Annotated in this window: 22 protein-coding genes and 3 tRNA genes; 6 read left to right on the top strand and 19 right to left on the bottom strand. The window is 64.8% G+C overall.

Annotated features, from left to right (window positions below; translation table 11 throughout):
* Positions 1-15: 15 nt before the first annotated feature.
* Positions 16-2,037, bottom strand: a complete 2,022-nt coding sequence (locus tag ISP25_RS01015; RefSeq protein ID WP_404611659.1) for a hypothetical protein — start codon at positions 2,035-2,037, stop codon at positions 16-18.
* A 44-nt stretch (positions 2,038-2,081) separates the two neighbouring features.
* On the opposite strand from ISP25_RS01015, the gene ISP25_RS01010 reads away from it, so the two are divergent.
* Complete coding sequence (locus ISP25_RS01010; RefSeq protein WP_404611657.1) at positions 2,082-2,786, top strand: response regulator; 705 nt, start codon at positions 2,082-2,084, stop codon at positions 2,784-2,786.
* A 2-nt stretch (positions 2,787-2,788) separates the two neighbouring features.
* Here the strand turns inward: ISP25_RS01010 and recO are convergent, their stop codons facing one another.
* The 11 genes from recO to ISP25_RS00955 all read right to left on the bottom strand — a co-directional run bounded on the left by recO (position 2,789) and on the right by ISP25_RS00955 (position 14,341).
* A complete protein-coding gene (gene recO, locus ISP25_RS01005; RefSeq protein ID WP_404611655.1) occupies positions 2,789-3,499 on the bottom strand; it encodes a DNA repair protein RecO in 711 nt (236 codons plus the stop codon).
* Positions 3,500-3,515: 16 nt separating this feature from the next.
* Positions 3,516-4,451: a GTPase Era gene (gene era / locus ISP25_RS01000; RefSeq protein WP_404611653.1), complete on the bottom strand. Its 936-nt coding sequence runs from the start codon at positions 4,449-4,451 to the stop codon at positions 3,516-3,518.
* Between the two features lie 74 nt (positions 4,452-4,525).
* Positions 4,526-5,185: a ribonuclease III gene (rnc, locus tag ISP25_RS00995; protein WP_404611651.1), complete on the bottom strand. Its 660-nt coding sequence runs from the start codon at positions 5,183-5,185 to the stop codon at positions 4,526-4,528.
* A gap of 10 nt (positions 5,186-5,195) precedes the next feature.
* Complete coding sequence (locus ISP25_RS00990) at positions 5,196-5,579, bottom strand: DUF4845 domain-containing protein (protein ID WP_404611649.1); 384 nt, start codon at positions 5,577-5,579, stop codon at positions 5,196-5,198.
* A 121-nt stretch (positions 5,580-5,700) separates the two neighbouring features.
* The gene (gene lepB / locus ISP25_RS00985; RefSeq protein ID WP_404611647.1) at positions 5,701-6,651 is read right to left on the bottom strand and encodes a signal peptidase I; all 951 of its coding nucleotides are present in this window, start codon (positions 6,649-6,651) and stop codon (positions 5,701-5,703) included.
* A gap of 24 nt (positions 6,652-6,675) precedes the next feature.
* The gene (lepA, locus tag ISP25_RS00980; RefSeq protein ID WP_192157639.1) at positions 6,676-8,466 is read right to left on the bottom strand and encodes a translation elongation factor 4; all 1,791 of its coding nucleotides are present in this window, start codon (positions 8,464-8,466) and stop codon (positions 6,676-6,678) included.
* 125 nt (positions 8,467-8,591) lie between these two features.
* On the bottom strand, positions 8,592-10,076 hold the full coding sequence (locus ISP25_RS00975) for a DegQ family serine endoprotease (protein ID WP_404611645.1): 1,485 nt from the start codon (positions 10,074-10,076) through the stop codon (positions 8,592-8,594).
* A 127-nt stretch (positions 10,077-10,203) separates the two neighbouring features.
* The gene (locus ISP25_RS00970) at positions 10,204-10,878 is read right to left on the bottom strand and encodes a sigma-E factor negative regulatory protein (protein WP_404611643.1); all 675 of its coding nucleotides are present in this window, start codon (positions 10,876-10,878) and stop codon (positions 10,204-10,206) included.
* Complete coding sequence (rpoE, locus tag ISP25_RS00965; RefSeq protein ID WP_192157645.1) at positions 10,875-11,495, bottom strand: RNA polymerase sigma factor RpoE; 621 nt, start codon at positions 11,493-11,495, stop codon at positions 10,875-10,877. Before rpoE ends, ISP25_RS00970 begins: the two co-directional genes overlap by 4 nt.
* Positions 11,496-11,627: 132 nt before the next feature.
* Positions 11,628-13,841, bottom strand: coding sequence for a putative bifunctional diguanylate cyclase/phosphodiesterase (locus tag ISP25_RS00960; RefSeq protein ID WP_404611641.1), 2,214 nt, complete (start codon positions 13,839-13,841; stop codon positions 11,628-11,630).
* Entirely contained in the window at positions 13,838-14,341 is a 504-nt protein-coding gene (locus ISP25_RS00955) for a hypothetical protein (RefSeq protein ID WP_404611639.1), read from the bottom strand. Before ISP25_RS00955 ends, ISP25_RS00960 begins: the two co-directional genes overlap by 4 nt.
* A 183-nt stretch (positions 14,342-14,524) precedes the next feature.
* Between ISP25_RS00955 and ISP25_RS00950 the strand changes: the two genes are divergently transcribed.
* On the top strand, positions 14,525-16,588 hold the full coding sequence (locus tag ISP25_RS00950) for a 3-hydroxyacyl-CoA dehydrogenase NAD-binding domain-containing protein (protein ID WP_404611637.1): 2,064 nt from the start codon (positions 14,525-14,527) through the stop codon (positions 16,586-16,588).
* Positions 16,589-16,653: 65 nt separating this feature from the next.
* Here the strand turns inward: ISP25_RS00950 and ISP25_RS00945 are convergent, their stop codons facing one another.
* The 5 genes from ISP25_RS00945 to ISP25_RS00925 all read right to left on the bottom strand — a co-directional run bounded on the left by ISP25_RS00945 (position 16,654) and on the right by ISP25_RS00925 (position 21,783).
* Positions 16,654-17,247, bottom strand: coding sequence for a DUF2058 domain-containing protein (locus ISP25_RS00945; protein WP_404611635.1), 594 nt, complete (start codon positions 17,245-17,247; stop codon positions 16,654-16,656).
* Positions 17,248-17,397: 150 nt separating this feature from the next.
* Entirely contained in the window at positions 17,398-17,610 is a 213-nt protein-coding gene (locus ISP25_RS00940; protein ID WP_192157654.1) for a SlyX family protein, read from the bottom strand.
* Positions 17,610-18,953, bottom strand: a complete 1,344-nt coding sequence (locus ISP25_RS00935; RefSeq protein ID WP_192157656.1) for a UDP-glucose dehydrogenase family protein — start codon at positions 18,951-18,953, stop codon at positions 17,610-17,612. Before ISP25_RS00935 ends, ISP25_RS00940 begins: the two co-directional genes overlap by 1 nt.
* 120 nt (positions 18,954-19,073) lie before the next feature.
* On the bottom strand, positions 19,074-19,862 hold the full coding sequence (locus ISP25_RS00930; RefSeq protein WP_192157658.1) for an FKBP-type peptidyl-prolyl cis-trans isomerase: 789 nt from the start codon (positions 19,860-19,862) through the stop codon (positions 19,074-19,076).
* Positions 19,863-20,013: 151 nt separating this feature from the next.
* On the bottom strand, positions 20,014-21,783 hold the full coding sequence (locus ISP25_RS00925) for a cation:proton antiporter (RefSeq protein WP_192157660.1): 1,770 nt from the start codon (positions 21,781-21,783) through the stop codon (positions 20,014-20,016).
* A gap of 171 nt (positions 21,784-21,954) precedes the next feature.
* Here ISP25_RS00925 and ISP25_RS00920 point away from each other — a divergent pair.
* The 3 genes from ISP25_RS00920 (at position 21,955) to ISP25_RS00910 (ending at position 22,223) form a co-directional block, all read left to right on the top strand.
* Positions 21,955-22,030 (top strand) — tRNA-Ala (locus ISP25_RS00920).
* A 10-nt stretch (positions 22,031-22,040) separates the two neighbouring features.
* Positions 22,041-22,116, top strand: a tRNA-Glu gene (locus ISP25_RS00915).
* 30 nt (positions 22,117-22,146) lie between these two features.
* Positions 22,147-22,223, top strand: a tRNA-Asp gene (locus ISP25_RS00910).
* A 118-nt stretch (positions 22,224-22,341) separates the two neighbouring features.
* Here ISP25_RS00910 and ISP25_RS00905 read toward each other — a convergent pair.
* Together ISP25_RS00905 and ppsR are read right to left on the bottom strand one after the other, a co-directional pair.
* Positions 22,342-22,824: a DUF1249 domain-containing protein gene (locus ISP25_RS00905; protein WP_192157662.1), complete on the bottom strand. Its 483-nt coding sequence runs from the start codon at positions 22,822-22,824 to the stop codon at positions 22,342-22,344.
* 25 nt (positions 22,825-22,849) lie between these two features.
* The gene (gene ppsR / locus ISP25_RS00900; protein WP_192157664.1) at positions 22,850-23,665 is read right to left on the bottom strand and encodes a posphoenolpyruvate synthetase regulatory kinase/phosphorylase PpsR; all 816 of its coding nucleotides are present in this window, start codon (positions 23,663-23,665) and stop codon (positions 22,850-22,852) included.
* Positions 23,666-23,899: 234 nt separating this feature from the next.
* Between ppsR and ppsA the strand changes: the two genes are divergently transcribed.
* A complete protein-coding gene (gene ppsA / locus ISP25_RS00895; RefSeq protein ID WP_404611631.1) occupies positions 23,900-26,272 on the top strand; it encodes a phosphoenolpyruvate synthase in 2,373 nt (790 codons plus the stop codon).
* Positions 26,273-26,279 lie beyond the last annotated feature (7 nt).

Genomic DNA, 26,279 nt, shown 5'->3' with positions numbered 1-26,279 from the left:
TCGCCGATTCGAGGGTCAGTGAGCCGTCGGCGCACGGCTGCTTGCGGCTTCGTGCAGGCGTCGCTGCAAGGTGGGCCAATCCACCTTGGTCTGGCGGCCGAGCAACTGCAAGTGCGGCAAGCCACTGCCATCGATGATGGTGTAACCGTCCTCCTCGTTCGCCAACCCGCCCATCAGACAGACTCCGCTTTGCAACGTGCAAGCCAGGCCGATGCGTTTGTAGCTGAAGTTTCTGAACAGTTTCAGCATTGCACCCTGCAGACCGTTGGCCACGCCGCCGCCGCTCAAAGCGGCGAGGTTGTTCACCGCGCGCTGACTGATGCGTCCGCCGCCGTCGGCCAGCAGCGATGCCTTGAATGTGACGGGATGCCAGTCCACCAGGCGCAGGTCATCGACGGCACCATGCAGTCGCCCGGTTATGGCGCCGATGTCGAACACGCTGGTGAACGCCGCCAGATCGAGCTGGTCGAACTTGAAGTCGCCGGCCAGCACCGGCGCGTCGCCAAACGGCTGCTGCAATGAAAGATGCGTAGCTTCCACGGTGCCGCCGAACACGCCTGCCACGAGGCTGCCATCCAGCTCCAGGCGATCATTGGCCCAGCGCAGCGAAGGAAAGGTACCGGCTAGCGTGCCTGGGATGATCGGCCAATCCAGCATGCGGCTGAGGTCTGCCATGTCCACGCCGGCGACGGCAAGGCTGGCAATGATGCGCTGTCCCCTTGCCGGCGCTGGACGCCAATCCAGGCTGGTCAACCGCACCTCGCCCTTCAGCATGGGCATGGCGAGCGGCTGCGACAGGATCAGGCTGCCACCGCGATCCCGCCAGTGCGATGTCGCGGCGGCCACGGAAATTCGACGGAGCTGCAGTCCTTGCCAGGCCAGCGTAGTGGCGGGGCGATCGTCTTGCGACGACCAGTCCAGGCCGCCATGCAGTCCGCTCACTGCAAAACGCCCTTCGCCATCGGCCAAGTCGAGCCCGTCGGTATCGAATGCGAAGGCATGCAGACCGTCGCTGCGCCAGTCGATGCTGCCGGCGACGCGCCCGGCGATGCGCGCGTCGCGCAGGCCCAGCGTGGCCAGCCAAGCCTGACCATAGCGCTGGCTGGCCAGCGGGAAATTCGCCTGGAAACGATTCAGTTGCAGTTTCTGCAGCTTGCCCCTGGCATCGAACGCCATCGCACCATCGAGCTGCAGTGCATCCATATCGTCGATATAGAGCTTCTGCAATTCGACTGTACCCTGGCGGGTGCGCACATCCACATCCAATTGCACCGGATGCGCTGGCAGCTTCGCGTAGAACGGGCCCAGCAGCAGCTCGCCCCCCTCCAGGTTGCACTGAACGTTTACCCTGCGGCCATCCGCACTGTTGTCGAAACCAAAGCGCCCGCTGCCGGCCACACCCTGCCCTGCCATCGCGTTGCTAGGCGTGTCGAAGCCCACGGCATCCAGCGTGAACTGGCCGGACGACTGCACGCTTGCATCCTCCACATCCAGCGCAAGGTCGGCATCCACGTGACCGCTGGTGAGTCGCGCCGGCCACAAGCGCCCCAACACACCTTGCAACCAGCCGGCGGGCAACTGGTGCAGGCTGATCTTTGCGTGGCTGGGCTGGTCCAGCGGCAGCCATGCGTTGGCCAGTGCTTTGTCCTGCTGCACTTCGACCTGCATGGTGTCGGCGTCGGGATCCAACACCCAAGTCAGCTGCGCATCGGCCAACGCGCCGCCAGGCGCTCCACGCAGTTGCACCCGGCCGTCGAACACCCAACGTAATTGCGCATCGCGTTGCAGACGACCTTCGAGATGCAGACCCACGTGGCGCCAACCCATCGCGGCAACGTCGGCTTGGCTCGCCTGCAATTGCAGATGCAGGCCGCCGGCTGGGTCCTCGCCGAGTTGCGCGTTCACGTCCTGCAGGCGAAGGCCCGGCAGATCGATCTGCTTAGCGGCGACCGTGACGTCAGCACGCGCGGTCGGCAGCAGGCCCAGGCCGAGCAGCAGGAACAGGCACAACAGCAGGTGGCTTGAAGTCGCACGCATGTCCGTCCATTCTGCCAAACAACAGCTGAACCAAGGAGACGGTCATGCCGGCCCAACCCGCCGATCTCTCGCCACGCGTGCTGGTGGCCGACGACGATGCGGCCAGCCGCCGCTTCCTGTGCGATGGCCTGCATTCGCTGGGCGCCGAGGCCTGGGAGTGTGTCGACGGCACGCAAGCCTTGCAATTGGCCCGAGAGCAGGCATTCGACCTGCTGCTGCTCGATTGCCGCATGCCCGGTGCAGGTGCACGCGAGGTGCTGGCGGCACTGCACGCGAACGGTGGCGCCTCCGCCAGTTGCCTTGCCGTCGCCAGTTCCGCCGAGCTGGGCATCGCCGAACGGCGCGAACTGCTGGCCGGCGGCTTTCACGAGGTGCTGCGCAAGCCCTGTGGCATCGCCGAGCTGCAGCGCCTGCTGGCCCTGTTGCCTGGCACCGTTCCCGTGCTGGACAACGAAGCAGCGTTGCGTGCCAGTGGCGATGCCGCCACCATGCAGGCGCTGCGCAGTCTGCTGCGCGATGAACTCGCTCAACTGCACTGCGACCTGGGTCAGGTCGGCCGGGATGACTCGGCGCTGGGCGATCGTCTGCACCGGTTGCGCTCGTCCTGCGGCTTCTGCGGCGCCACTGCACTGGCGATCGAGGCGGAACACCTGCAACGGCGGCTCCGCGAATCCCCTTCTGCGCCCCTCAAGGCTATCGAACAGTTCCGCACCGCCTTGCAGGTCACATTGCAGGCACTGGATATTTGACCTCAGCGTTGCGGTTGCACGCCGGCCAGCACCCGCCAGGCGCGCAACTCGCCACCGCCGAGGTGGTAGCGGATCACCTCGCGCATCAGGTGGCGCAAGGCAGCCATCCCTGCGCGATCCGGCATGCGGTCATCAGCCAGTGCCTGCAAGTCGGCACCACGCACGGCGTGAGGCGTTCCCGGGGTGCAACGCAGCGCTCCCTGTTCGACGTCGTAACGGTAATGCGCCTGCACCTGCAGAGTGCTCTCGCCATCAGCCTCGTGCTGCAACTGCAATCCGTAGCCGATGGCTTCCAGCAGGTCGCGCTCGAAACGGCGCAGCGTCCATGCCACCGGTTCACCGGCAGCCAGCCGCGTCAGTGTCCGCGCATAGGCGTCGAACAGCACCGGCTGTGCGTCCTGCCGTGCGGTGAGCCGCACCACCAGCTCGTTGAGGTAGAGCCCGGCAAAACCATGGTCGCCAGCCAGCCGCAACGGCATGCCCACCACTTCGGCGCCGGCCAGCGTGGACAACTCGCCGCGCAGCACCAGATCCAGTGCCAGAGTCTGGAACGGTTCCAACTGCGAACGGCGCAGGCGCGCCCGCTCGCCACGTGCCCCGCGCGCAACCACGCCCAGCCGGCCATGGTCCCGCGTCAGGCATTCGAGCAGCAGCGATGTTTCGCGGTAAGGCCGCGCATGCAACACATATGCGGGTTGCTGGTCGAGGCGCATCGCAGCCTGGCATGCCTCAGTCGGTGTAGCCGAACTTCTTCAGCATCGCCTCGTCGTCGACCCAGCCCTCGCGCACCTTCACCCACAGCTTGAGGAAGACCTTGCGCTCGAACAGGCGCTCCATGTGGCGGCGCGCGGCCGTGCCGATCGCCTTGAGCTGGGCACCCCCCTGGCCGATCACGATGGCCTTTTGGCCATCGCGTTCCACCCAGATCACGGCGTGGATTTCGGCGATGCCATCAGGGCGGTCGTTGAACTGCTCGATTTCCACCGTGGTGGCGTAAGGCAGTTCTTGGTCGAGCCGCAGCATCAACTGCTCGCGCACCATCTCCGCAGCAAGGAAACGCTCGCTGCGGTCGGTGATCTCGTCTTCGCCGTAAACCGGTGCACGCACCGGCAGGCGGCCGAGGATGGCGCGCTCCAGCTCAGCCAGGCCCTTCTTCTTCAATGCACTGACGTAGTGGATCTCGTCGTAGACATGGCTCTCGCTGAGCGAGGCCACGAATGGCAGCAGGGCGCCCTTGTCCTTGCTCAAGTCCACCTTGTTGATGACCAGGATACGCGGCGCCTTCTGTTCGGTGAGTGCGGCATACAGCGCCTCGTCCTCGTCGGTCCAGCGGCCGGCCTCGATCACCTGCACCACCAGATCCACATCGCTGATCGCCGCCCGTGCGGCACGGTTGAGGCTGCGGTTCATCGCCCGTTTGGCGCCGCGATGCAGGCCAGGCGTATCGACATAAAGGATCTGCCCCGCCTCGCTGCTGGCAATGCCAAGGATGCGATGGCGCGTGGTCTGCGGACGCGGGCTGACGATGGAGAGGCGGAAGCCGATCATCGCGTTGAGCAGGGTCGACTTGCCCACGTTTGGCCGGCCGGCGAGCGCGACCAGGCCACAGCGATAGTCGTCGTGTGGCAGCGCGGCGTCAGCTTCGGTTTCGAGGGTGTGATCCATGGATGACGACTACTGAAAGGAATGCAGGCATTGTAGTGCGCCTGACGGTGATCTAGGCGGCACGCGCCGCATGTTCAGGTGTTGCGCGCCTGCGCGGTCAGTCGAGCCAGCACGATCTCCGCGGCGTCCTGCTCCGCCTGGCGGCGATTGGAGCCACTGGCTTCGGCGCTATGCACTTGCGGCTCGCTCACCGTACAGCGCACGTCGAAGGTCTTGGCGTGGTCCTCGCCATGGCTGTCGATCAATTCGTACTGCGGCAACGCATGGCCATGGCCTTGCAACCATTCCTGCAAGCGTGTCTTGGCGTCCTTGGAAGAACGCGGCAATGCGCCGACGCGCTCGCCAAACAGTTCGCGTACCACCTGTCGGCACGCCTCAAGGCCGCCATCGAGGAAAACTGCCGCCAGCGAGGCTTCGAATGCATCGGCCAGGATGGAGTCGCGACGGAAACCACCGCTCTTCAATTCACCGGGGCCGAGCGTCAGCGCATTGCCCAGCTCGAGTTTTCGCGCGATTTCCGCCAATGCCTGGCCGTTGACCAGCTGCGCGCGAAGACGCGACAACTCGCCTTCGCTGGCTTTGGGATGCGCCTCGTAAAGCATCTCGGCGACAAAGGCGCCGAGCAGCGCGTCGCCGAGGAACTCCATGCGCTCGTTGTTCGGCTTGCCGACGCTGCGATGGGTCAGCGCCAGCGCGGCAAGCGCGGGGTCTCGGAAACGATAGTTCAGGGGCAAGCGAATCGGCTCACTGGTTCACGTTACCCTGCAGTGGCACACTTTTCTGGAAGTGCAGCAGGAAATCGATGTTGTACAGGAACGGAATGTCCTTGTCGTAGGACACGTTCAGCGAATTGGTACCGCCGTTATTGCGACTGATCGTGATATCGGTCGGCTTGATGGTGGCGTCATTCACATATTGGAAATCCATCCGACGAAGCAGTTCGCGACGAATCTCGTCCAGCGACTGGCCACTGGTACCGGAGCTGGCTATGCCGCTCATCGCCTTCACCACCCCGCCGTATTCGGTGTAGGCAGGCACCAGCTTCATCGCCATGTAGCCGAAGAAACCCACCACCAACAGGATCATCAGAAACCCGATAAGGGTCACACCCGACTGTTTCGTTTTCATAGTCCCCTCGCCATGCGGCCAGCCAGGCCGATTGTGGATGCGTGCGACGGCCGCACCCCACGCAGCCGCTCGTGGCGATTATGCCAGCGGTGGAGCGCCTTGCACGTGCTGTCGCATCACATCAATGGATGATCCTGCCAATGCGATGGAAATCCACACCGCCGGTGCCCCAGCCCTTCCAGCTCATCCAGATCATGAAGGCCTTGCCCGCCAGGTTCTTCTCCGGCAGGCAGCCCCACCAACGGCTGTCGGTGCTGTTGTTGCGGTTGTCGCCCATCACCAGGTAGCAGCCCGGCGGCACCTTGGACGGCACCACCGGGTTCGGGATCGAGTTGGGCGTGGTATAGGCCGGCATGCGCGCGATGGTGTGGTTGACCACTTTGCCGTCCTCGCGCACCAGGTGTTCGGTCCAGACCGTGGCGCCCATGTCCAGCATCAGCCGGTCTTCGTCGCGCTGCGGGTTGCCCACGAAGGGGCCGATTTCATCGGCCTGCACCGGTTTGCCGTTGACGAGCAGGTCGGAACCCTGGACTTCCAGCGTGTCGCCGGGCAGGCCGATCACGCGTTTGATCCAGTTCTGGTTCTGCACCGGCAGCATCGTGCTCGGGCAACTTTGCTCCGAGCCGACAGCCGGCGAGCCATTGCCTTCGTCGCCTCCGACGCGAATCAGCGAACCATCCGGCCGGCGGCACAGGTAACCCGGGAACCGGAATACCACCACATCGCCGCGCTTGGGCTCGCCAAGGTCGAGGAACTTGGTGTTGAACGCGGGCATGCGCAGGCCATAGGCGAACTTGTTGACCAGGATGAAATCGCCTACGTCCAGCGTCGGCATCATCGAGCCGGAGGGGATGCGGAACGGCTCGGCCACGAAGGAACGCAGCAGCAACACCACCAGCACCACCGGGAACAACGAACGCGCCCAGTCCACCGCTACCGGATCGACGTACTCGCTGCCCGTCGCGTCCAGTCTTGCCTTGCGCTTCTTGTAGAAGAACAGCCGGTCCAGTCCCCACACCACACCGAACAATACGGTGAGGGCCAGCAGGATGGCGGAAAAGTCGAATTCCATGCTTGCTCCTGAGAGTGCCGCTTCTTATTTGTCTGTACGCAACACGGCGAGGAAGGCTTCCTGCGGAATCTCCACCCGGCCGACCTGCTTCATGCGCTTCTTGCCTTCTTTCTGCTTTTCCAGGAGCTTCTTCTTGCGGCTGACGTCGCCGCCGTAGCACTTGGCAAGCACGTTCTTGCGCAACGCTTTCACCGTCGAGCGCGCAATGATCTGCGCGCCGATCGCCGCCTGGATCGCCACATCGAACTGCTGGCGCGGGATCAGATCCTTCATGCGCTCCACCAGCTCGCGACCGCGGCGATCCGCATGCGTACGGTGCACGATCAGCGAAAGCGCGTCCACGCGGTCGCCGTTGATCAGCACGTCCACGCGCGCGAAGGGACCGGCGTCGAAGCGCTCGAAGTGGTAATCCATCGAGGCATAGCCGCGCGACACGGACTTCAGGCGGTCGAAGAAGTCCAGCACCACCTCGGCCAGCGGCAGCTCGTAGGTGATCTGCACCTGGGTGGCCAGGTACTGGATCGAGCGCTGCACGCCGCGCTTCTCCTCGCACAGTGTGATGATGTTGCCGATGTAGTCCGGCGGGGTGAGGATGCTGGCCACGATGATCGGCTCGCGGATCTCGTCGATCTGCGGCACCGGCGGCAGCTTGGCCGGATTGTCCAGCGCCAGCACCGTACCGTCGGTCTTCAGCACCTCGTACACCACGGTGGGCGCGGTGGTGATGAGGTTGAGGTCGTACTCACGCTCCAGCCGTTCCTGCACGATTTCCATGTGCAGCATGCCGAGGAAGCCGCAGCGGAAACCGAAGCCCATCGCCTCGGAGCTTTCCGGCTCGAAGAACAGCGCGGCGTCATTGAGGCGCAGCTTGTCCAGCGCTTCGCGCATGGCTGGAAAGTCGTCCGCCGAGACGGGGAACAGGCCGGCAAACACGCGCGGCTGCATGGTCTGGAAGCCGGGCAACGGTTCGGAAGCAGGCTTGCCAGCATGCGTAAGCGTGTCGCCAACCGGCGCGCCATGCACGTCCTTGATCGAGGCGTTGATCCAACCCACCTCGCCCGCCGCAAGCTTGTCCAGCTTCTTGCGCTTGGGCGTGAACACGCCCACGTCATCCACTTCGTGCACGCGGCCGGTGGACATCACCAGCAGCTTGTCGCCCGGCTTGATCTCGCCTTGCATCACGCGCACCAGCGACACCACGCCGAGGTAGTTGTCGAACCACGAGTCGATGATCAGCGCCTGCAGCTTGTCGGTGTCGCGCGGCTTCGGTGGCGGGATGCGCGCCACGATGGCTTCCAGCACCTCGGTCACGTTGAGGCCGGTCTTGGCGCTGATCGCCACCGCGTCGATGGCATCGATGCCGATCACCGCCTCGATCTCGCCTTTCACCTTGTCGATGTCGGCAGTGGGCAGGTCGATCTTGTTGAGAACAGGCACCACTTCCAGCCCCATCTCCACCGCCGTGTAGCAGTTGGCGACGGACTGCGCCTCCACGCCCTGTGCGGCGTCCACCACCAGCAGCGCGCCTTCGCAGGCGGCCAGCGAACGGCTCACCTCGTAGCTGAAATCCACATGGCCGGGGGTGTCGATGAAGTTGAGCTGGTAGGTCTTGCCGTCGCGAGCCTTGTACGGCAGCGACACCGACTGTGCCTTGATCGTGATGCCACGCTCGCGTTCGATCGGGTTGTTGTCGAGCACCTGCGCTTCCATCTCGCGCTCGGCCAGGCCACCGCAGATCTGGATGATGCGATCCGCCAGCGTGGACTTGCCGTGGTCGATGTGGGCGATGATGGAGAAATTGCGGATCAGTTCCATGGAGCGCGGACAGCCAGCCTTACCTTGGGGATGCCGCCGGTAGGGCGACATGAACCCCCTATTGTCGCATGGAACCGTGGTGGTGCGAGGCGCACCGGCCGATCAAGCCGGCGCGCGCGCCACCCTCACTTGCCGCCCGGCACTGTCAGGCCGATGAAGCCGTTCTGGCCATTGCGGCGCACCAGCAGCAGCACGGTGGAATCGGCCTTCACGTCCTTGGTGGCGGCCCGGAACGCCTCTACGCTGCCTACCGGCTGCTGATTCACCATCAGGATCACGTCGCCCGGCTGCAGGCCGGCCTGCGCTGCCAGATCGCCCGTGACATCGCCCACCAACACGCCCTGCCCAGGTTTCAGGCCAGCCTGCTTGCGTGTGGCATCGTCCAACGACTGTACGGTGATGCCCAGCATGCTGGAGCCGCTGCTGCCTGGATTTGGCGCGGCGCCGCTGCTGTCTACCGAATCCTTGTCACGCGCCATCGCACCGACGGTGACCTGCACGGTCTTCCTGCTGCCGTTGCGCAGGATCTCCAAGGGCACCCGGGTGCCCGGCTTGGTCATGGCGACCAGCGGCGGCAAATCCGCAGGATCGTGGATGGCCTGCCCGTTGTAATTAAGGATGATGTCACCGTTCTGGATACCCGCCTTGTCGGCACTGCCGCCAGAGGTGACATCCGCCACCGCTGCGCCGGAGGCATCCGGCAATTTGTAGGCTTTCTCCATGTCGTCACTCACCGCCGACACCTGCACGCCGAGCTGGCCGCGTGTCACGTACCCCTTGGTCTTGAGCTGATCCACCGCACTCATCGCAACGTCGATGGGGATGGAGAACGCCACGCCCTGGTATCCCCCCGTGCTGGAGTAGATCTGCGAATTGACACCCACTACCTGGCCCTGCAGGTTGAACAGCGGACCGCCGGAATTACCTCGGTTGATCGGTACGTCGGTCTGAATGAAAGAGGTGTAGGGTTGGTCCTGGCTGCCCAGGTTGCGGCCCACCGCGCTCACGATGCCCTGGGTCACGGTGTAGTCGAAGCCGAACGGCGAGCCCATCGCCAAGACCCATTGGCCGGGCTTGAGGCTGCGCGAATCGCCGATGCTCACCGTGGGCAGACTGCTGCTCGTGTTCACCTTGAGCAGGGCAATGTCGTAAGTGGCATCGGTACCCACCACTTTGGCGTCGAGAATGCGCCGGTCCTGCAGGCGCACGATCACCTTGTCCGCGTCGGCAACGACGTGATTGTTGGTAAGGATGTAGCCATCGCCGGAAATGATGAAACCGGAACCCAGCGACGTGTGCGCCTGCTCCGCCGGCGACGGCATCATCGGCATGCCGAAGAAGCGGCGAAGGATCTCGGCCTGCGGGTCGTCCGGCATGCCGCCCTGCCCCTGCCGGCCACGCACGCTTGGCTTGTCGTGGCCATCGTACTTCGCCTCCACCTGCACCACGGCAGGCGCGTTCTTCTGCACGATGCCCGTGAAATCGGGCAGCGACAAAGCCGTGGACGGGGCAGACTGGGCCGGCGCATCAGGCACGACAAAGGCCGTGCCGGCCAAGGCGCAACACAGCAGTATGCTCAAGCGGGTGCTGCGCAGGATGGACGAATGCATGACTCCTCCTTTGGTTGAACTCGGGCAATGGAACAGGCATGCCTCACCCGCGACCCGGATCGGGCCGTGTGTGGGTGAAGACATTTGGAACGGCGATCCGACTGCGCAGCGGACACGCGGACCGGCCTTACTGCGCGCTGACGGTACCCTGGCGCAGGGCATTCGGCGCCGGCTGCTGGGCCGGATCGAGCAGGATCAGGTAACTGCCATCGTGGTTATCCAGCGTGCGGTAGCGTTGCACGGGAAATGGCGAAGCGTTGCTGCCGTAAGGCGAGAAACGGGAACTGGCCGGCGCACCCAAGGTGGCCGAGGCCTGCTGGCTGAGTAGGCCAGGTGTGTTGCCGCTCAACCACTGCGGTACCACCGCTACCTCGGGCTGTGGCGCCGTGGTCGGCAGGCTGTGCGCCGGGGCACCAGCCGTAGCCCGGGCAGTGAGCGGGGCCGCATGCCGATCAGCATTGCCGGCAGGCTGGGAAACCATCAACGCCGCGGCGGCCACACCGGCGGCAATGGCGCCACCAGCCGACCACCGCAACCAACGATGATGTCGCGGTGCCGCAACCGCGACTGCCACGGAATCTTGCTCGATAGCCAACATCACCCGCGAGGCGAAGCCTGATCCGGCCAGTGGCGGCAACTGCCGGCGCAAGCCGTCGCGAACCACGTGATAGCTAACCCAAGTGCGCTGCAGCTCGATGTCGTGGTCAAGCCGGCGCAGCAGGAAGCGCAGTTCCTCGTGCGCCAGCTCGCCATCGATGCCGGCCGAAAGATGTTCACGCGCGTGCTGGTCAGGCTGGTTCATGTCGTTTCCTCGCCACCCGTCAACAACGGGCGCAATTTTTCGTCGATCGCCTCACGGGCCCGGAAGATGCGCGAACGCACCGTGCCGATGGGGCAGCCCATTTGTTCGGCAATTTCCTCGTAACTCAAGCCGTCCACCTCGCGCAGCGTAATGGCCACCCGCAGTTCCTCGGGCAGGGCTTGGACAGTGGAAAATACCGAACGTTCAATTTCCTGCCGCATCAATTCGCGTTCAGGGGTGGCGCTGTCGTGCATGCGTTCGGCACCGCTCAGGAACACGGCCTCCTCGGCATCGATATCGTCGGTGGGCGGCCGACGGCCCATCGCCACCAGATGGTTCTTGGCCGTATTCACCGCGATCTTGTAGAGCCAGGTGTAGAACGCGCTGTCGCCACGGAACGAGCCGATCGCCCGCCAAGCGCGTATGAAGGACTCCTGGGCGATGTCCTCGCATTCGGCATGGCTCTTCACATAACGCGAAACCAGCCCCACCACCTTGTGCTGGTATTTGCGCACCAGCAGGTCGAAAGCACGCTTGTCGCCGCCCTGCACGCGTTCGACCAGAGCCCGATCCACTTCGTTTTCGCCCGTACGGGCCGTTTCCGTCGTCAATGCCATGTCCCGCTGCGAAGCCTATGCCAGATCGAGCGCGCTGTCAGACAGGAATCAAGCACGCAAGTTCAGCGTTGCCGCCAAGTCTAGCGATTCCTTGCTGACGCATGGCTAGCATGGGGACGACGCGCAGCCGGCTCAAGCCGGTACGGCGGTCGGCAAACCCATTAACTGCTGGCGCTCGGCCAGCAAGCGTTCGAAGGACACCACCGGCAGCGGCCGGCAGAACAGATAACCCTGCAGTTCGTCGCAAGCCTGTTCGCGCAGGAAGGCAAGATGCGCTTCGGTTTCCACGCCCTCCGCGACCACGGTGCGCTTGAGCCGGTGCGCCATCTCGATGGTGGCGCGTACGATGGCCTCGTCGTCCGGATCCACGCCGATGTTGCGCACGAAGCTCTGATCGACCTTGATGCGATCGGCGGGCAGCTTGCGCAGGTAGTCCAGCGAAGCGGCGCCAGTGCCGAAATCGTCGATCGCGATCCCGCAGCCCATGCGGTGCAGCGCCTGCAGGTTCTCCACCAGGTTCGGCGCGGCCTTGATGCTGATGCTTTCGGTGACTTCCAACTCCAGCAGCGCGGGATCGAGGCCGGTTTCCTGCAAGGCGCGGAACACCGTGGCGGGCAGCTTGGGCTCCATCAGCTGCAGCGCAGACAGGTTCACGCCCAGACGCAGGCGCAGCCCGTAACGTTGCTCCCATTCCTGGGCCTGCCGGCAAGCGGTACGCAGCACCCATTCGCCGATGGGCACGATCAGCCCGGTTTCCTCGGCCAGCGGCACGAATACCGCAGGACTGATCGGCCCGAGGTCGGGGTGCTCCCAGCGCAGCAGCGCCTCCATGCCCACGATGTCCTCGCTGCCGGTGTCCACCTGCGGTTGGTAGACCAGCCGCAGTTCGCCGTTGCCCAACGCATGACGCAGGCGCGAGCGCAACGCCATGCCATGCTCGCGCGCGTACTCCGGGCTCACTTCGTAGATGCGATAGGCGTTGCGCCCCTGGTGCTTGGCCGCGTACATCGCCTCATCGGCGTGCTTCAGCAGGGTTTCCGCATCGGATGCGTCATCGGGAAAGAAGCTCACGCCGATCGACACAGCGACCTGCAGATACACGCCATTTTCCAGTTGCAGCGGCTCGGCCACCGTCTGCAGGATCTTCTCGGCGATGCGCTGCACGTCATCGCTCTTCACGATGTGGCGCACCACCACGGTGAACTCGTCGCCGGCATAGCGTGCGACCGTGTCGGACGCGCGCACGCTGCCACGCAGTCGACGGGTGATCTCCTGCAACACCTGATCGCCGGCGGCGTGGCCATGGGTGTCGTTGATCACCTTGAAGTGGTCGAGGTCCACGAACAGCACGGCAAAGCATTCACCATTGCGCACGGCTTCGCGCAGGATGGATTCCAGCCGATCGGCGAACAGCAGCCGGTTCGGCAAGCCGGTAAGTGCGTCGATCAAGCCCTCGGCCCGCCCCTGCTCGCGGGTCAGGCCCAGTTCCAGCCCTTGCGCGAAGCGTGCCGCCGCGCAGCGCAGCAGCGGTTCGACGATGGCCATGTCGCCGAAGCCACGTCGGGTGCCGGCCAGCATTGCGCCCAGCACCACACTACGCTCGTCCAGCAATGGAATGCCCACAAAACCGGACAGCCCAAGCAACGGCAGAAGCGGGTCGTCTGGCACCCGTTGTTGCGCGTCACTGCGGCAAAGCACCGGCTCGCCGGCCAACACGTGTTGCAGCAGCGCCTGCGACTCGACCGCCGGCCAAGCTGGCTCGGTTCCGTTCCACAGCTGCAGCAGCGGCACCGGGAACTCGCCGCCGTCCTTGCGCAGCGGCCACACCGCGAAGTAATCCAGCGCCATCTCGTCGAACAGCAACCGCGCAGTGGCATCCCGGGTGGCGCCACCGCCGCCGGTGGCGAAGATGCGCGCGAGCAAGGCCAGTGCCTTCTCCGCCGCGCCGGGAGCTGGCGCAGGACGCGCCATCGACACCGTGGGCGGGTGTTGCTTCCAGCGCATCAACAACTCGGTCTCTATCTGCGCAGCATGCAGCCAACCGGCGATATCGCCGGGCAACTGCGCTGGCTGCAACGATGCCCCTTCGTCGAGCACCGCCAACAGAGGGACGTCTTCGCAGGCCTTAAGCGTGCGCAGTTGCTCGCAGCACTGGCGGGCCTGCGCCGCGTCGTCGCCGAGCACGGCCACCATCAGGTCGAGCGACTGCCGCCCTTCCAGCACGATCGCCGCGTGCTGTGCATCGCGCGCACTGTGGATGTGCCGACAGCCCGCTTGGTCGAACACGTCGAACAGGCGGCGGCGCAGATCGCGCCGTTCGGCGAGAACAAGGATGCCCTCGCTCATGCCTGCCCACTCAACCAGCGGCCATCGCGCAAACGCAGGCGCGCAGGCGCCTCGGGCTCGCCATCGACGCATGCGATCTGGTCGCCCAACTGTTCGACGAGAGCCCGCGGCGCATTGAGCAGCACCACACGACGCAGGTGCCCAGTGGTGGCGCGCGCCAGTTGCCGCAGCAAGGTGAGATCGGTCGCAGCCAAAGGCAACTCCACCTCCTGCAACAGGTAGATGCCGAAATGCATGCTCTGCTGCATGTAGCGCAGCGCCTGGCCGAGGCGCTGCGCATCGGGAACCCTCGCATAGGCATCGCGCAGGCTGGACAGTCCCTGCCCGGGCTGCCAGAGGTAGACCGCCTGCCCGCTATGCCTGGCAATACTGCGGAACTGCTCCAGCAAGGCCTCGCCATCGCGGCTGCGCAGAGCCACCACCCCGGCCGGCGCGGCCAGGATGCGCTCGAACACGTCATGACCGGAGGACGGCATGGGCATGCGCATCAAGGATGTCATCGCGGTTTCCTGGGTAATCCGGCGCCGGCAACCGGCGTCACCCTGCATTCTCCACGGTTTATGCCCATTCTGCGCATTGGCCGGTGCCGCGAATGGCGAACCGCTTCACATTCGGGGGTGCATCTCGCATTCCACCACACGGAACGGTATGGTTCGGGTTCCCACCACCACCCCACTCCGGCCATGTTCGAAGGACTGCGCTTCAACCACTGGAAGACGAGCCTGGACGAGCACGGCATCGTCATGCTTGGCCTCGACCGCGCCGGCAGCAGCGTCAATGCGATCAGCCGCGCCGTGCTGGACGAGCTGGGCCAGATCGTCGAGCGACTGGCCATCGAAAGGCCGGCAGGCGTGATCGTGCATTCTGCCAAGGTCGCCGGCTTTGCGGTGGGGGCGGACATCAAGGAATTCGTGGAGTACGCCAAGCAAGGCAGCGTGCTTGAGAGCATCGAGAACGGCCAGCGCGTGTTCGATGCCCTGGCCCAACTGCCCTGTCAAACGGTAGCCGCGATCCATGGCGCCTGCATGGGCGGAGGCACCGAGCTGGCGTTGGCCTGCAGGCAGCGCATCGCCGCAGACGACGACAAAACCAGGATCGCCCTGCCCGAGGTGATGCTCGGCATCCATCCCGGCTGGGGCGGTACGGCACGCCTGCCGCGACTGATTGGCGCACCCGAGGCGCTGCCATTGATGCTTACCGGCAACGCCTCGTCGGCCCGGCGCGCGTTGACGCTGGGAGTGATCGACCGCGTGGCACCGCCCGACGAGCTGCTGGCCGAAGCGCGCGCATTGTTGCGCCGTCCGCAGGCACGTCCGTTCGCGCGACGGGCCAAAGCGTGGCTCACCAATTCATGGCCGGCGCGGCAGATACTCGCTCCGATGGTGATGAAGCAGACAGCAGCCAAGGTGCGCAGGGAACACTACCCGGCACCATTCGCAATGATCGATGTGTGGCAGCGTGGCGGCGGGGACATCAAGCAACGGCTGAAGCTTGAAGCCCGCTCGGTGGCGAAACTGGCGCAGACGCCCACTGCGCGCAACCTGATCCGCATCTTCTTCTTGCAGGAGCGGCTGAAGAATCAAGGCACCGGCGCCGAGCATGGCATCGGTCACGTACATGTGGTGGGCGCCGGCGTGATGGGTGGCGACATCGCAGCGTGGGCAGCGCTCAAGGGCTTCGACGTGACCTTGCAGGATCGCGAGATGAAGTTCGTCCAGCCTGCGCTGGATCGTGCATTCAAGCTCTACGAAAAGAAGCTGAAGACGCCGGAGAAGATCGAGGCCGCCACGCGCCGACTGCGCGCCGATGTGGAAGGCGTCGGCGTAAAGGACGCCGACCTCGCCATCGAGGCGATTTACGAAAATGCCGAGGCCAAGGAGGCGCTGTACGCTGCCATCGAGCCGCAATTCCAGGACGACGAAATCCTCGCCAGCAACACTTCAAGCATTCCGCTGGACGAGCTGCGCAAGAAACTCAAGGCGCCGCAACGTTTCCTCGGTCTGCACTTCTTCAACCCGGTAGCGCAGATGCCGCTGGTGGAAGTGGTGCGCCACGACACGTTGGATCCCGCCATCGAGAGGCGCGCACTGGCCTTCTGCAAGGCCATCGGCAAGCTGCCGGTGGCGGTGAAAGGCACGCCCGGCTTCCTGGTCAACCGCATCCTGGTGCCCTACCTGCTGGAAGCGTTGCGCCTGTACAACGAAGGCGTGCCCGGCCCGGTACTGGACAAGGCAGCCACGCAATTCGGCATGCCGATGGGACCGATCGAACTCGCCGACACTGTGGGTCTGGACGTGTGCGCCTCGGTGGGCAAGGAGCTGTCACCCTTCCTCGGTCTGGAATTGCCGCCTGGCCTGGAGGAAAAGCTCGATGCCGGCAAGCGCGGCAAGAAGGACGGCCAGGGCTTGTACGTGTGGCAGGAAGGCAAACCCATCAAACCGGAGGTCGATCCCGACTACCAGCCCGCGCCCGACCTCACGGATCGCATGATTCTGGCCATGGTGAACGAGGCCGTCGCCTGCCTCGCCGACGGCGTGGTGGACGATGCCGACCTGCTCGATGCCGGCGTGATCTTCGGTACCGGCTTCGCGCCGTTCCGTGGCGGCCCGATCCAGTACGTGCGCAGCGAGGGCGCGGACAAGGTAAGGGCAAAGCTGGAGCAACTGGCGCAGCGCCACGGCGCCCGCTTCACGCCCAAGGAAGGCTGGGATCATCCGGCCCTGGTGGCTGTCACCGACTTCGTCTGAAAGACGGCCCGCATCAAGACGCAAAACGCCCGGTCATGGCCGGGCGTTTTGCGAGCGCCAGCGGTTCACCAAACCAGATCGTCCGGCACACCGTCGTCGTCGCGGGCAGCGTTCGGATCTATCAACAAAGCCAGCTGATGTTCGTCGATCGCCCGCACCTGCTCGGCGATTTCGCGGGCAACCAGCAGATAACGTCCCGCCTGCTGCACCACGGCCAGCTCGCCGGCGTTGAGCGCCACCAGTTGGGCAGCATCGACGTGAATACGGCGGATCTTGCCGCCGTATTCAAAGTTGCGTACCTGATCGGTCTCGGCCTTGTTCAAGACTTTGCCGTCCAGCAATTGCTGGATCTTCTGCTTGCGCTCACGGCGCGCGCGCGCCTGTTCCTCGGCTTCCTGCTGGGCACGCTTGCGTTCGTTCGCCTCGGTTTGCGCCCGGATCGCGTAGGCCTTGGCGAGATCGATCTCTTCCTGGTTGCGGCGCGAAGACGGCGGCTTTCCGTCATGGCCTTGCGGCTTTCCGCCATGACCCTGCGGCTTTCCGCCATGACCTTGAGGCCTGCCAGTCGGCCTGCCTTTGCCCTCGTTGCCGCGCTTTTCCTCGCGGATTTGCTTGACGAGGCCGCTCTTCAGCAGCTGATCGCGCAGGGATTCGCTCATGCTCGTGGTTCCAGTGATGCTCGATGCTTTTCAATTGCGACCATCCATGATCGCGGAGATCGTATGGGCGGCCTTCCTCGCCGCACTTTTCAATTTTCCGACCATCCACGATCACGGGAATCAAAGGTTGGTCGTCATTGGAGACATGTATCAATAATGCGGCGGCGGCGGTTCGTTGTGCGGATCGGAAGCCGAACCGAGGCGCACGCTCTGCAACTCCTGCCGCAGCAGATGCAGCAGCCGCTCCAGTTCGACGATGCGCATCGCCTGTTCGGCATCCGCGGCGGCCAGAGCCTGCACGGTATCGTCAATGAAGGTCAACCGCACCTCCAGATCCGCAAGGCGCTGTTCTATGGCGTCCATCAGCGCACCGCCTGCAGGCTGCGACCGCGGCCGATACCGTAATACGCGAGGCCCGCCTCCTCCACCGTCGCCGGGTCGTAAAGGTTGCGGCCGTCGAAAATCGCCGGCGTTTTCAGCACGGCGCGGATGCGCGCGAAATCCGGGCTGCGGAAGGCCTTCCATTCGGTAACGATGGCCAAGGCATCGGCGCCCTGCAAGGCATCCCACGCATGCTCGCACAACACCAGATCAGCGCGCTCGCCGTAGATGCGCCGGGTTTCGCCGCGCGCCTCGGGATCGAAAGCCTGCACGTTGGCACCGACCGCCCACAGCGCTTCCATCAGGCGGCGGCTGGAGGCTTCGCGCATGTCGTCGGTGTTCGGCTTGAAGGCCAGTCCCCACAGGGCGATGGTCCGGCCGCGCAGATCGCCATTGAAGTGGCGTGCGATCAGCTCGAACAGCTTGGTCTTCTGGTCGCGGTTCACCGCCTCGACTGCGCCGAGCAGGCGCGCCTCGTAACCCGCGCCGCGCGCGGTACGTTCCAGCGCCTGTACATCCTTGGGAAAACACGAACCGCCATAGCCCGCGCCCGGATAGATGAAGTGATAGCCGATACGCGGATCGGCGCCGATACCCTGGCGCACCTGCTCCACGTCGGCACCCACACGTTCGGCGATATTGGCGATCTCGTTCATGAAGCTGATCTTGGTCGCGAGCATCGCGTTGGCGGCGTACTTGGTCAGTTCGGCGGAACGCTCGTCCATCACCACGATACGCTCATGGTTGCGGTTGAACGGCGCGTAGAGCTTGCGCAGCAAGGCCACCGCACGCGCGCTGGAGCTGCCGATCACGATGCGGTCCGGACGCAGGCAATCCTCCACCGCGTCCCCCTCCTTGAGGAATTCGGGGTTGGAGACCACGTCGAACTCGACACCGACACCGCGCGCCGCGAGTTCCGCCGCAATCGCCTCGCGCACGCGATCGGCCGTGCCCACCGGCACAGTGGATTTGTTCACCACCACGGCATGGCGCTCCAGGTGCTGGCCGATGGTCCCGGCCACACCCAGCACGTACTTGAGATCGGCGCTGCCGTCCTCGTCAGGCGGCGTGCCCACCGCAATGAAGACTATGTCGCCGTGCGCGATGCCGGCCGCGGCGTCGGTGGTGAAATCAATCTGGCCGTCCGCGTGGTTGCGCTTGACGATGGGCTCAAGGCCAGGCTCGTAGATCGGGATTTCTCCACGCGCCAGCCGGTCGACCTTGCCCGCGTCGATATCGACGCACACCACGTGATTGCCCATCTCGGCAAGGCAGGCACCAGTAACCAGGCCGACATAGCCGGTACCGAAGATCGTGACTTTCATCGTGCGGTCGATTCCCGGAAAACGCGAGCGCGCATTCTAACGCGCGATGGTTACAGCAACGGGAAAGCGAGAGGGCGCGAATCGCTTCGCGCCCTCTCGCCATGGACTGAGCAACAGCGCTTACTGGCCGCTGTCGCCACCGCCGGGACCGCCATTGCCGGCAGGGGCAGCCGGAGTGGGCTTGGTGCTGACCAGCGTCACGTCGAAGATCAGCGTCTCGTTGGGCTGCATCGGCGGCTGCGGCTCGGCGCCATAGGCCAGGCCCGCCGGGATGTACAGCTTGTAATGGCCGCCCACCTGCATCAGCTGCAGGCCTTCGCGGAAGCCCGGGATCACGCCGCTCAGCGGGATTTCGGCCGGGGCATCGCCGTGCTTGGACGAAGCGTCAAACTCGGTACCGTCGATAAGGGTGCCGGTGTAGTTGATCTTCACGGTGTCGCTCGGGCCCGGGCGGGCGCCGGTGCCCTGGCTGATGACCTGGTACTGCAGGCCCGAGGCGGTGACCTTCACGCCGGGCTGGGTACGGTTCTTGGCGAGGAAGGCATCACCTGCAGCCTTGTTCTTGGCTGCCTCCTGTGCCCGCTCGGCCTCGTAATTGGCCTTGACCCTGGCCATGAAGGGCTTCATCACCTCTTCGGCCTCGGCATTGGTCATCGTCGGCTTCTGGCCGGAGAGCGCAGCCTTCACCGCGTTCGCCACGGCATTGGGGTCGAGCTCGGCGCGCATCGGCTCCGGAATCTGCCCAGCCAGCTGGTAGCCCACCACGTAGCTGGCTTTGGCCTTGTCGACCGTGCCAGGGGCACTGCTAGCCGCTTTGGCGGTTGTCTGGGCGGCGAACGCACCCGCCGACAGGCCCAGCGCCGCGGTCATCGCCACCGCCGTCAGCGTAGGACGCAGAAAATGCTTCATTCGGAACTCCCTCGTGTTTGGATATGCCGGTGCCGCCGGCCGGGCCCCTACTGCAGGGGCATGGTCGCCCATTGTGGGGTTCCCGCGCCGGGCTTGCAATCGGGTGCAGTTGCGACAATCAAGCAGGGAAAAGGTTCAGCAGCCCCGGAATTCAGGGGGAATGTTCGGGCGCTGGCGGCTCCGGCTTGTCCAGCGTCTCTTTCAAGGCCGCCTGCAAGCGTGCGTGCAGCTTAACGAGCGTGCGCCAAAGCACTACCGCCAGCACCACCAGCGCCACCAGCAGCGACAGCGCCACCCCGCGCGGCGGCAGGATCGCCGACCCCAGTGCACCGACCAGCAATGCCAGCGCGAACAGCGTGGCCAAGGGGATCATCCGCGCCAATACCTTGCGGATCGCATGCGTGTACGCACCCGTGTAGCGCTCGCGTATGCCCAACTCGGCCAGCAGCATGCCGAGTGCCTCGGCCTTTCGATACACCGCGATCAGCATCGGCAGCGACAGGAACAATGCGCAAGCCCAGATCAGCGCGTGGCGCAGGTCGCGCTGGATGCCGAACCGCGAGAACCAGTCCCAACCGTGCGCATTCACGTAGGCACCGATCACGAACAACGTGACCACCAGCAACACGTTGATCGCGATGTGCCACAACAGGCGCCGGAACATCGCCGCCAACGCGGCGTTCTCGTTCACCGGCCCGAGGTTTTCCAGCCAGCCGCTGTAGCTGTCCAGCAGTACGTGCAGCGGTCGCGGCACGATGCGCGCCAGACCATCGGCGACACGATCGGACGACCGGTTGAGGTAGGGCGAGGCCGCCATGCACAGCACCGAGACCGCGACCGCGATGGGATACAGGAAGTCGCTGGTCACATGCAGCGACAGGCCCAGTGTGGCGATCACGAACGAAAACTCGCCGATCTGCGCCATGCCCAGACCCGATCGCAACGCTGCGCGCGCGTCGTGCCCCAGGGCGAGGATGCCGAAGCTGCATGCCAGGGTCTTGCCAACGACCACCACACAGGCGATCAGCAACGCCGGCAGCGCGTATTGCCACAGCATGGCCGGGTCGATCTTCAGTCCGATCGCAACGAAGAACAGCGCCGCGAACATGTCGCGCAACGGCTCGACCAGATGCAGCACGCGCCCCACGCTGCGCGCCTCCGCCACCACCGCACCGGCAATAAAGGCGCCCAGCGCCACGCTGAAACCCATCTGCGCCGCCAGCAGGCTCGCACCGAAACAGATGCCCAGCACGCTCACCAGCAAGGTTTCGTCGCGACCGAAGCCGGCCACGTAATCCACCAGCCGCGGCAACAGCAGCAGGCCCAGGATCATGCCCACCACCACGAACAAGCCCAGGTGGCCGATCACTGCGAACGCGGTTCCCGCGTGCACACTGCCGCCCACCGCCAACGCGGTGAGCAAGGTCAGCATCACGATGGCCAACACATCCTCGGCCACCAGCAATCCGATCACCAGCTTCGCGAACGGCTCCGCCTGCTTGCCGGTGTCCTTCAGCGTGCGCGTGGCAACCATGGTGGAGGACAACGCAATGATCGCGCCGAGAAACAGGGCGTCGATACCCTTCCAGCCAAACGCGCGGCCCATGCCTGTACCCACCCACAGCATCAGCCCGACTTCCAGCACCGCCACCAGGAGCACGCCTATGCCGACTTCGCGCAACTTGCGCACGCTGAACTCCAGGCCCAGCGTGAACATCAACAGCACCACGCCAAGGTTGGAGATGTCGTCGATGGCTTGCGCGTCGGCCACCAGCATGCCCGGCGTATGCGGGCCGATCAGCACGCCGGCGAGGATGTAACCCAGCAGTACCGGCTGGCGCAGGCGCTGGAACAGGATCGTGGTGGCGCCGGCGACCAGCATCACCAGGGCGAGGTCGCGAATGAAGCCGATCTCGTGCATGTCTTCCTCTGTGCAGCTTCCAGGTCCGAAGCTTAATCGCGATGTCTTCGATGCGTCGCACTTGGCGCTCCGCGAAGCACCTCGTCGCGCTTCGACACTTGCGTGAAAATTTGTTGAAAAAAAGCTTGACGGAAATGCGAACCGTGCCTATTCTTTGCGGCTTCCAGCGGCGGGGCCATAGCTCAGCTGGGAGAGCGCCTGCATGGCATGCAGGAGGTCGGCGGTTCGATCCCGCCTGGCTCCACCAACCTAAACACGTCCCCATCGTCTAGAGGCCTAGGACATCACCCTTTCACGGTGGCGACCGGGGTTCGAATCCCCGTGGGGACGCCAAGGTTGGCTCACAACGCTGGTAAACAAAGTGGAGCGGTAGTTCAGTCGGTTAGAATGCTGGCCTGTCACGCCGGAGGTCGCGGGTTCGAGTCCCGTCCGCTCCGCCACTAACAACAAAGAAGCCGCCTTCGGGCGGTTTTTTTGTTGTTGTGCATTTGTGCACTCGTCCGTGAAGGCCAGTATCAAAAGACAGCCGCACACGGCTGCTTTTTTTACGAAGCGTCGCTACACCCTGTCGCTTTCGCGTGGCTCGAACGGTTCCAGCGTACCCACCGAATGCCCCTGCTCCGCCAGATACTCCAGCCAGCGCGCGAGAAAGCCATTCATCTGCAGGCGATGCTGGAAAACCGTGTGCGCCGGCGCGAACGGTCCAAGCACCTGCCACAGGTGCCGTCCCGGATGGCAATGCAGCGCCTCCGCCACATGGGCGTCGGTATACATGCGCAGTTGCGCCGACGGCGCGCGGCGGCCGGTGTGCGCATCGACGAAATCGTAGGTGAGCTCCAGCTCCAGCGTGTAGGGATGGCGCTCCTGCACCGACAGGTGCACGTTGAGCCTGTCGTCCACGTCCGATACGTACTGTCCCGGCGCCAGCTGCTGGGGCGCGAACAGCCGCGTCAGCCGGTGGTAATTCTCCGCGTACAGCCCCATCAGGAACTCGAAGCGTCCCGGCAGAAGACTGTGGCGATCGTCGAGTACGGCACTCATGGGGCGCTGACTACTCCGTGCGGCTTCAGTACATGGTGCGCTCGATACCGAAGCTCGCGAAGATCTTGCTCGCGATCTCCTCGATCGAGACGTGTGTGGTGTTGAGAAACGGGAGGCCGGCCTGGCGCATCAGCCGGTCGGCCTGCTCCAGTTCCCAGCGGCATTGTTTGAGCGTGGCGTAACGGCTGCCGGCCCGACGCTGTTCGCGGATCTGCGCCAGCCGCTCGGGCTCGATGGTGAGGCCGAACAGGCGATCGCGATACGGCCGCAGGCGTGCAGGCAGTTCCAGTTTTTCCAGATCCTCGTCGGTCAAGGGGTAGTTGGCGGCGCTGACGCCGTAATGCAAGGCCATGTACAGGCAGGTCGGCGTCTTGCCCGAGCGCGACACCCCCACCAGGATCAGGTCGGCCTGCGCGTAGTCCACGTCCATGCCGTCGTCGTGCGACAGCGCGTAGTTGGTGGCGTTGATGCGCGCCTCGTACTTGTCGAAATCCACCAGACCGTGCGAACGGTTGACCGCGCCGGAACGCTTGGCGCCGAGCTCCTCCTCCAGCGGACCGATGAAGGGCGCGAACACGTCCAGCATCAACGCGCCGCTGGAGGCCACGATTTCGCACAATGCGCGGTCCGCCAGGGTGTTGACCACGATGGGTCGTTCGCCGCTCTTCGCGTAGTGCGTCTTGATGCGCAGCGCGGCCGCCTCGGCCTTGCCCGCGTCGTCGACGAAGGGCAAGCGATGCTTGTCGAAGCTCACGCCCTCGAACTGCGCGAGGATGCTGTTGCCTATCGTCTCCGCGGTGATGCCGGTGGAGTCGGATATGAAGAAAACCGTGCGCTGCATGGGAAGTCCGAAGGCCGTGTCATCTGTCTGTCTCGCACCATATCGCAAGGTCCGGATGCTGTCGCCGCTTGACCGCCGCCTGACTGGTATGCAGTTGGCGCGACGCCGGCTGGCATTGGTCTTCTTGTGCCACGCACCATCGACAGCGGACAATACCAATCCTTTGCAGCCCGCTTCGGGCCTTCGCTGCGCGTGCATTCCACTCTTTATCGCCCTTCCCTCTAGGAGATTGCCTTGAACCACCTGGTGCTTTGGCTCGACCAACTGCGCATGACCGACCTTGCCAAGGTCGGCGGCAAGAACGCGTCGCTCGGCGAAATGATCGGCAATCTCGCCAAGCTCGGCGTGTCCGTGCCGGGCGGCTTCGCCACCACCGCCGACGCGTTCCAGCAGTACCTGGAAAAGAGCGGCGTAGCCAAGCGCATCGCCGCGCGCCTCGCCGACCTCAACGTGGACGACGTGGACGCGCTGACCACGGCAGGCAAGGAAATCCGCGAGTGGGTTACCGAGACGCCGCTGCCTTCCGACCTCGACCAGGCGATCCGTGATGCCTATGCCAAGCTGTGCAAGGACGCCGGCGCCGACAACATCGCCGTAGCCGTGCGCTCCTCTGCCACCGCCGAGGACCTGCCCGACGCCAGCTTCGCCGGCCAGCAGGAGACCTTCCTCAACGTGGTCGGCATCGAGGACGTGCTGCACAAGGTGAAGGAAGTTTTCGCCTCGCTGTACAACGACCGCGCCATCGCCTACCGCGTGCACCAGGGCTTCGCCCACGAGAACGTGTTCCTCTCCGCCGGCGTGCAGCTGATGGTGCGCTCGGACGTGGGCGCCTCCGGCGTACTGTTCACGCTGGACACCGAGTCGGGCTTCCGCGACGTGGTGTTCGTCACCGGCAGCTACGGCCTGGGCGAGATGGTCGTGCAGGGCGCGGTGAACCCTGATGAGTTCTACGTGTTCAAGCCCACGCTGAAAGCCGGCAAGCCTGCGGTGCTGCGCCGCAATCTCGGCGCCAAGCAGTTGCGCATGATCTATTCGAACCAGCCCGGCGAGCGCGTGAAGACCGAGGAGACGCCCGCCGAACTGCGCCGCAAGTTCTGCATCAACGACACCGACGTGGAATCGCTGGCGAAGCAGGCGCTGATCATCGAGCAGCACTACGGCCGTCCGATGGACATCGAGTGGGCGAAGGACGGCAACACCGGCAAGCTCTACATCGTGCAGGCGCGCCCGGAGACGGTGAAGTCGCGCGCGCACGCCACCCAGCTCGAACGCTTCCATCTCAGCGAGAAGGGCAAGGTGCTGGCCGAGGGCCGCGCCATTGGCCAGAAGATCGGCGCCGGCAAGGCACGCGTGATCCGCTCGCTGGCCGACATGAACAAGGTGCAGCCCGGCGACGTACTCGTAGCCGACATGACCGACCCCGACTGGGAGCCGGTGATGAAGCGCGCCAGCGCCATCGTCACCAACCGCGGCGGCCGCACCTGCCACGCGGCGATCATCGCGCGCGAGCTGGGCGTGCCGGCCGTAGTGGGTACGCACAACGCGCTGGACACCATCCCCGATGGCGCCGACGTCACCGTGTCCTGCGCCGAAGGTGACACAGGCACGATCTACGCAGGCCAGCTGAAATTCGAACGTGTCACCGCCGATCTCGGCGCGATGCCCGAAGCGCCGCTGAAGATCATGATGAACGTGGCCAACCCCGAGCGCGCCTTCGATTTCGGCATGTTGCCGAACGCCGGCATCGGCCTGGCCCGCCTGGAGATGATCATCGCCAGCCACATCGGCGTGCATCCGAAGGCGCTGCTGGAATACGGCAAGCAGGATGCCGAGACCCGCGCGAAGATCGACGAACGCATCGCCGGCTACACCGGCCCGGTCGAGTTCTACGTGGATCGCCTCGCGGAAGGCATCGCCACCATCGCCGCCTCGGTGTACCCGAAGCCGGTGATCGTGCGCATGAGCGACTTCAAGTCCAACGAGTACGCCAACCTGCTCGGCGGTTCGCGCTACGAGCCGCACGAAGAGAACCCGATGATCGGCTTCCGCGGCGCCAGCCGCTACGTCGACCCCAGCTTCGCCGAGGCCTTCGGGCTGGAGTGCAAGGCGGTCAAGCGCGTGCGCGAGACGATGGGGCTGGACAATGTGTGGGTGATGATCCCGTTCGTGCGCACGCTCGACGAAGGCCGCAAGGTGGTCGAGGTGCTGGCGAAGAACCACCTCAAGCAGGGCGAGCACGGCCTCAAGGTCATCATGATGTGCGAGGTGCCCTCCAATGCCCTGCTAGCCGAAGAGTTCCTGGAGATCTTCGACGGCTTCTCGATCGGGTCCAACGATCTCACCCAGCTCACCCTGGGCCTGGACCGCGATTCCTCCATCGTCGCCAGCCTGTTCGATGAGCGGAACCCGGCGGTAAAGAAGCTGCTGTCGATGGCGATCCAGACCGCGCGCGCCAAGGGCAAGTACGTCGGTATCTGCGGCCAGGGCCCCAGCGACCATCCCGACCTGGCCGAATGGCTGATGGACCAGGGCATCGAGTCCGTGTCGCTCAACCCGGACACCGTGGTCGACACCTGGCTGCGGCTGGCGAAGAAGAAGGCCGGCTAAACCTCAC

This window comes from Rhodanobacter hydrolyticus (assembly GCF_044904645.1).
This window is presented reverse-complemented; position numbering and strand designations above follow the sequence as displayed.

Coding starts and splice junctions, on each gene's coding strand:
- ISP25_RS00925 (WP_192157660.1), bottom strand. CDS start 21,783: ATGCACGAGATCGGCTTCATTCGCGACCTCGCCCTGGTGATGCTGGTC.
- ISP25_RS00960 (WP_404611641.1), bottom strand. CDS start 13,841: ATGAGCGAGGGCATCCTTGTTCTCGCCGAACGGCGCGATCTGCGCCGC.
- ppsR (WP_192157664.1), bottom strand. CDS start 23,665: ATGCAGCGCACGGTTTTCTTCATATCCGACTCCACCGGCATCACCGCG.
- ISP25_RS00955 (WP_404611639.1), bottom strand. CDS start 14,341: ATGACATCCTTGATGCGCATGCCCATGCCGTCCTCCGGTCATGACGTG.
- ISP25_RS00975 (WP_404611645.1), bottom strand. CDS start 10,076: ATGCATTCGTCCATCCTGCGCAGCACCCGCTTGAGCATACTGCTGTGT.
- ISP25_RS00990 (WP_404611649.1), bottom strand. CDS start 5,579: ATGAAAACGAAACAGTCGGGTGTGACCCTTATCGGGTTTCTGATGATC.
- ISP25_RS00930 (WP_192157658.1), bottom strand. CDS start 19,862: ATGAAGCATTTTCTGCGTCCTACGCTGACGGCGGTGGCGATGACCGCG.
- ISP25_RS00950 (WP_404611637.1), top strand. CDS start 14,525: ATGTTCGAAGGACTGCGCTTCAACCACTGGAAGACGAGCCTGGACGAG.
- ISP25_RS01010 (WP_404611657.1), top strand. CDS start 2,082: ATGCCGGCCCAACCCGCCGATCTCTCGCCACGCGTGCTGGTGGCCGAC.
- lepA (WP_192157639.1), bottom strand. CDS start 8,466: ATGGAACTGATCCGCAATTTCTCCATCATCGCCCACATCGACCACGGC.
- ISP25_RS00945 (WP_404611635.1), bottom strand. CDS start 17,247: ATGAGCGAATCCCTGCGCGATCAGCTGCTGAAGAGCGGCCTCGTCAAG.
- ISP25_RS00935 (WP_192157656.1), bottom strand. CDS start 18,953: ATGAAAGTCACGATCTTCGGTACCGGCTATGTCGGCCTGGTTACTGGT.
- ISP25_RS00905 (WP_192157662.1), bottom strand. CDS start 22,824: ATGAGTGCCGTACTCGACGATCGCCACAGTCTTCTGCCGGGACGCTTC.
- ISP25_RS00940 (WP_192157654.1), bottom strand. CDS start 17,610: ATGGACGCCATAGAACAGCGCCTTGCGGATCTGGAGGTGCGGTTGACC.
- era (WP_404611653.1), bottom strand. CDS start 4,451: ATGGATCACACCCTCGAAACCGAAGCTGACGCCGCGCTGCCACACGAC.
- rpoE (WP_192157645.1), bottom strand. CDS start 11,495: ATGGCATTGACGACGGAAACGGCCCGTACGGGCGAAAACGAAGTGGAT.
- ISP25_RS00970 (WP_404611643.1), bottom strand. CDS start 10,878: ATGAACCAGCCTGACCAGCACGCGCGTGAACATCTTTCGGCCGGCATC.
- ISP25_RS01015 (WP_404611659.1), bottom strand. CDS start 2,037: ATGCGTGCGACTTCAAGCCACCTGCTGTTGTGCCTGTTCCTGCTGCTC.
- recO (WP_404611655.1), bottom strand. CDS start 3,499: ATGCGCCTCGACCAGCAACCCGCATATGTGTTGCATGCGCGGCCTTAC.
- lepB (WP_404611647.1), bottom strand. CDS start 6,651: ATGGAATTCGACTTTTCCGCCATCCTGCTGGCCCTCACCGTATTGTTC.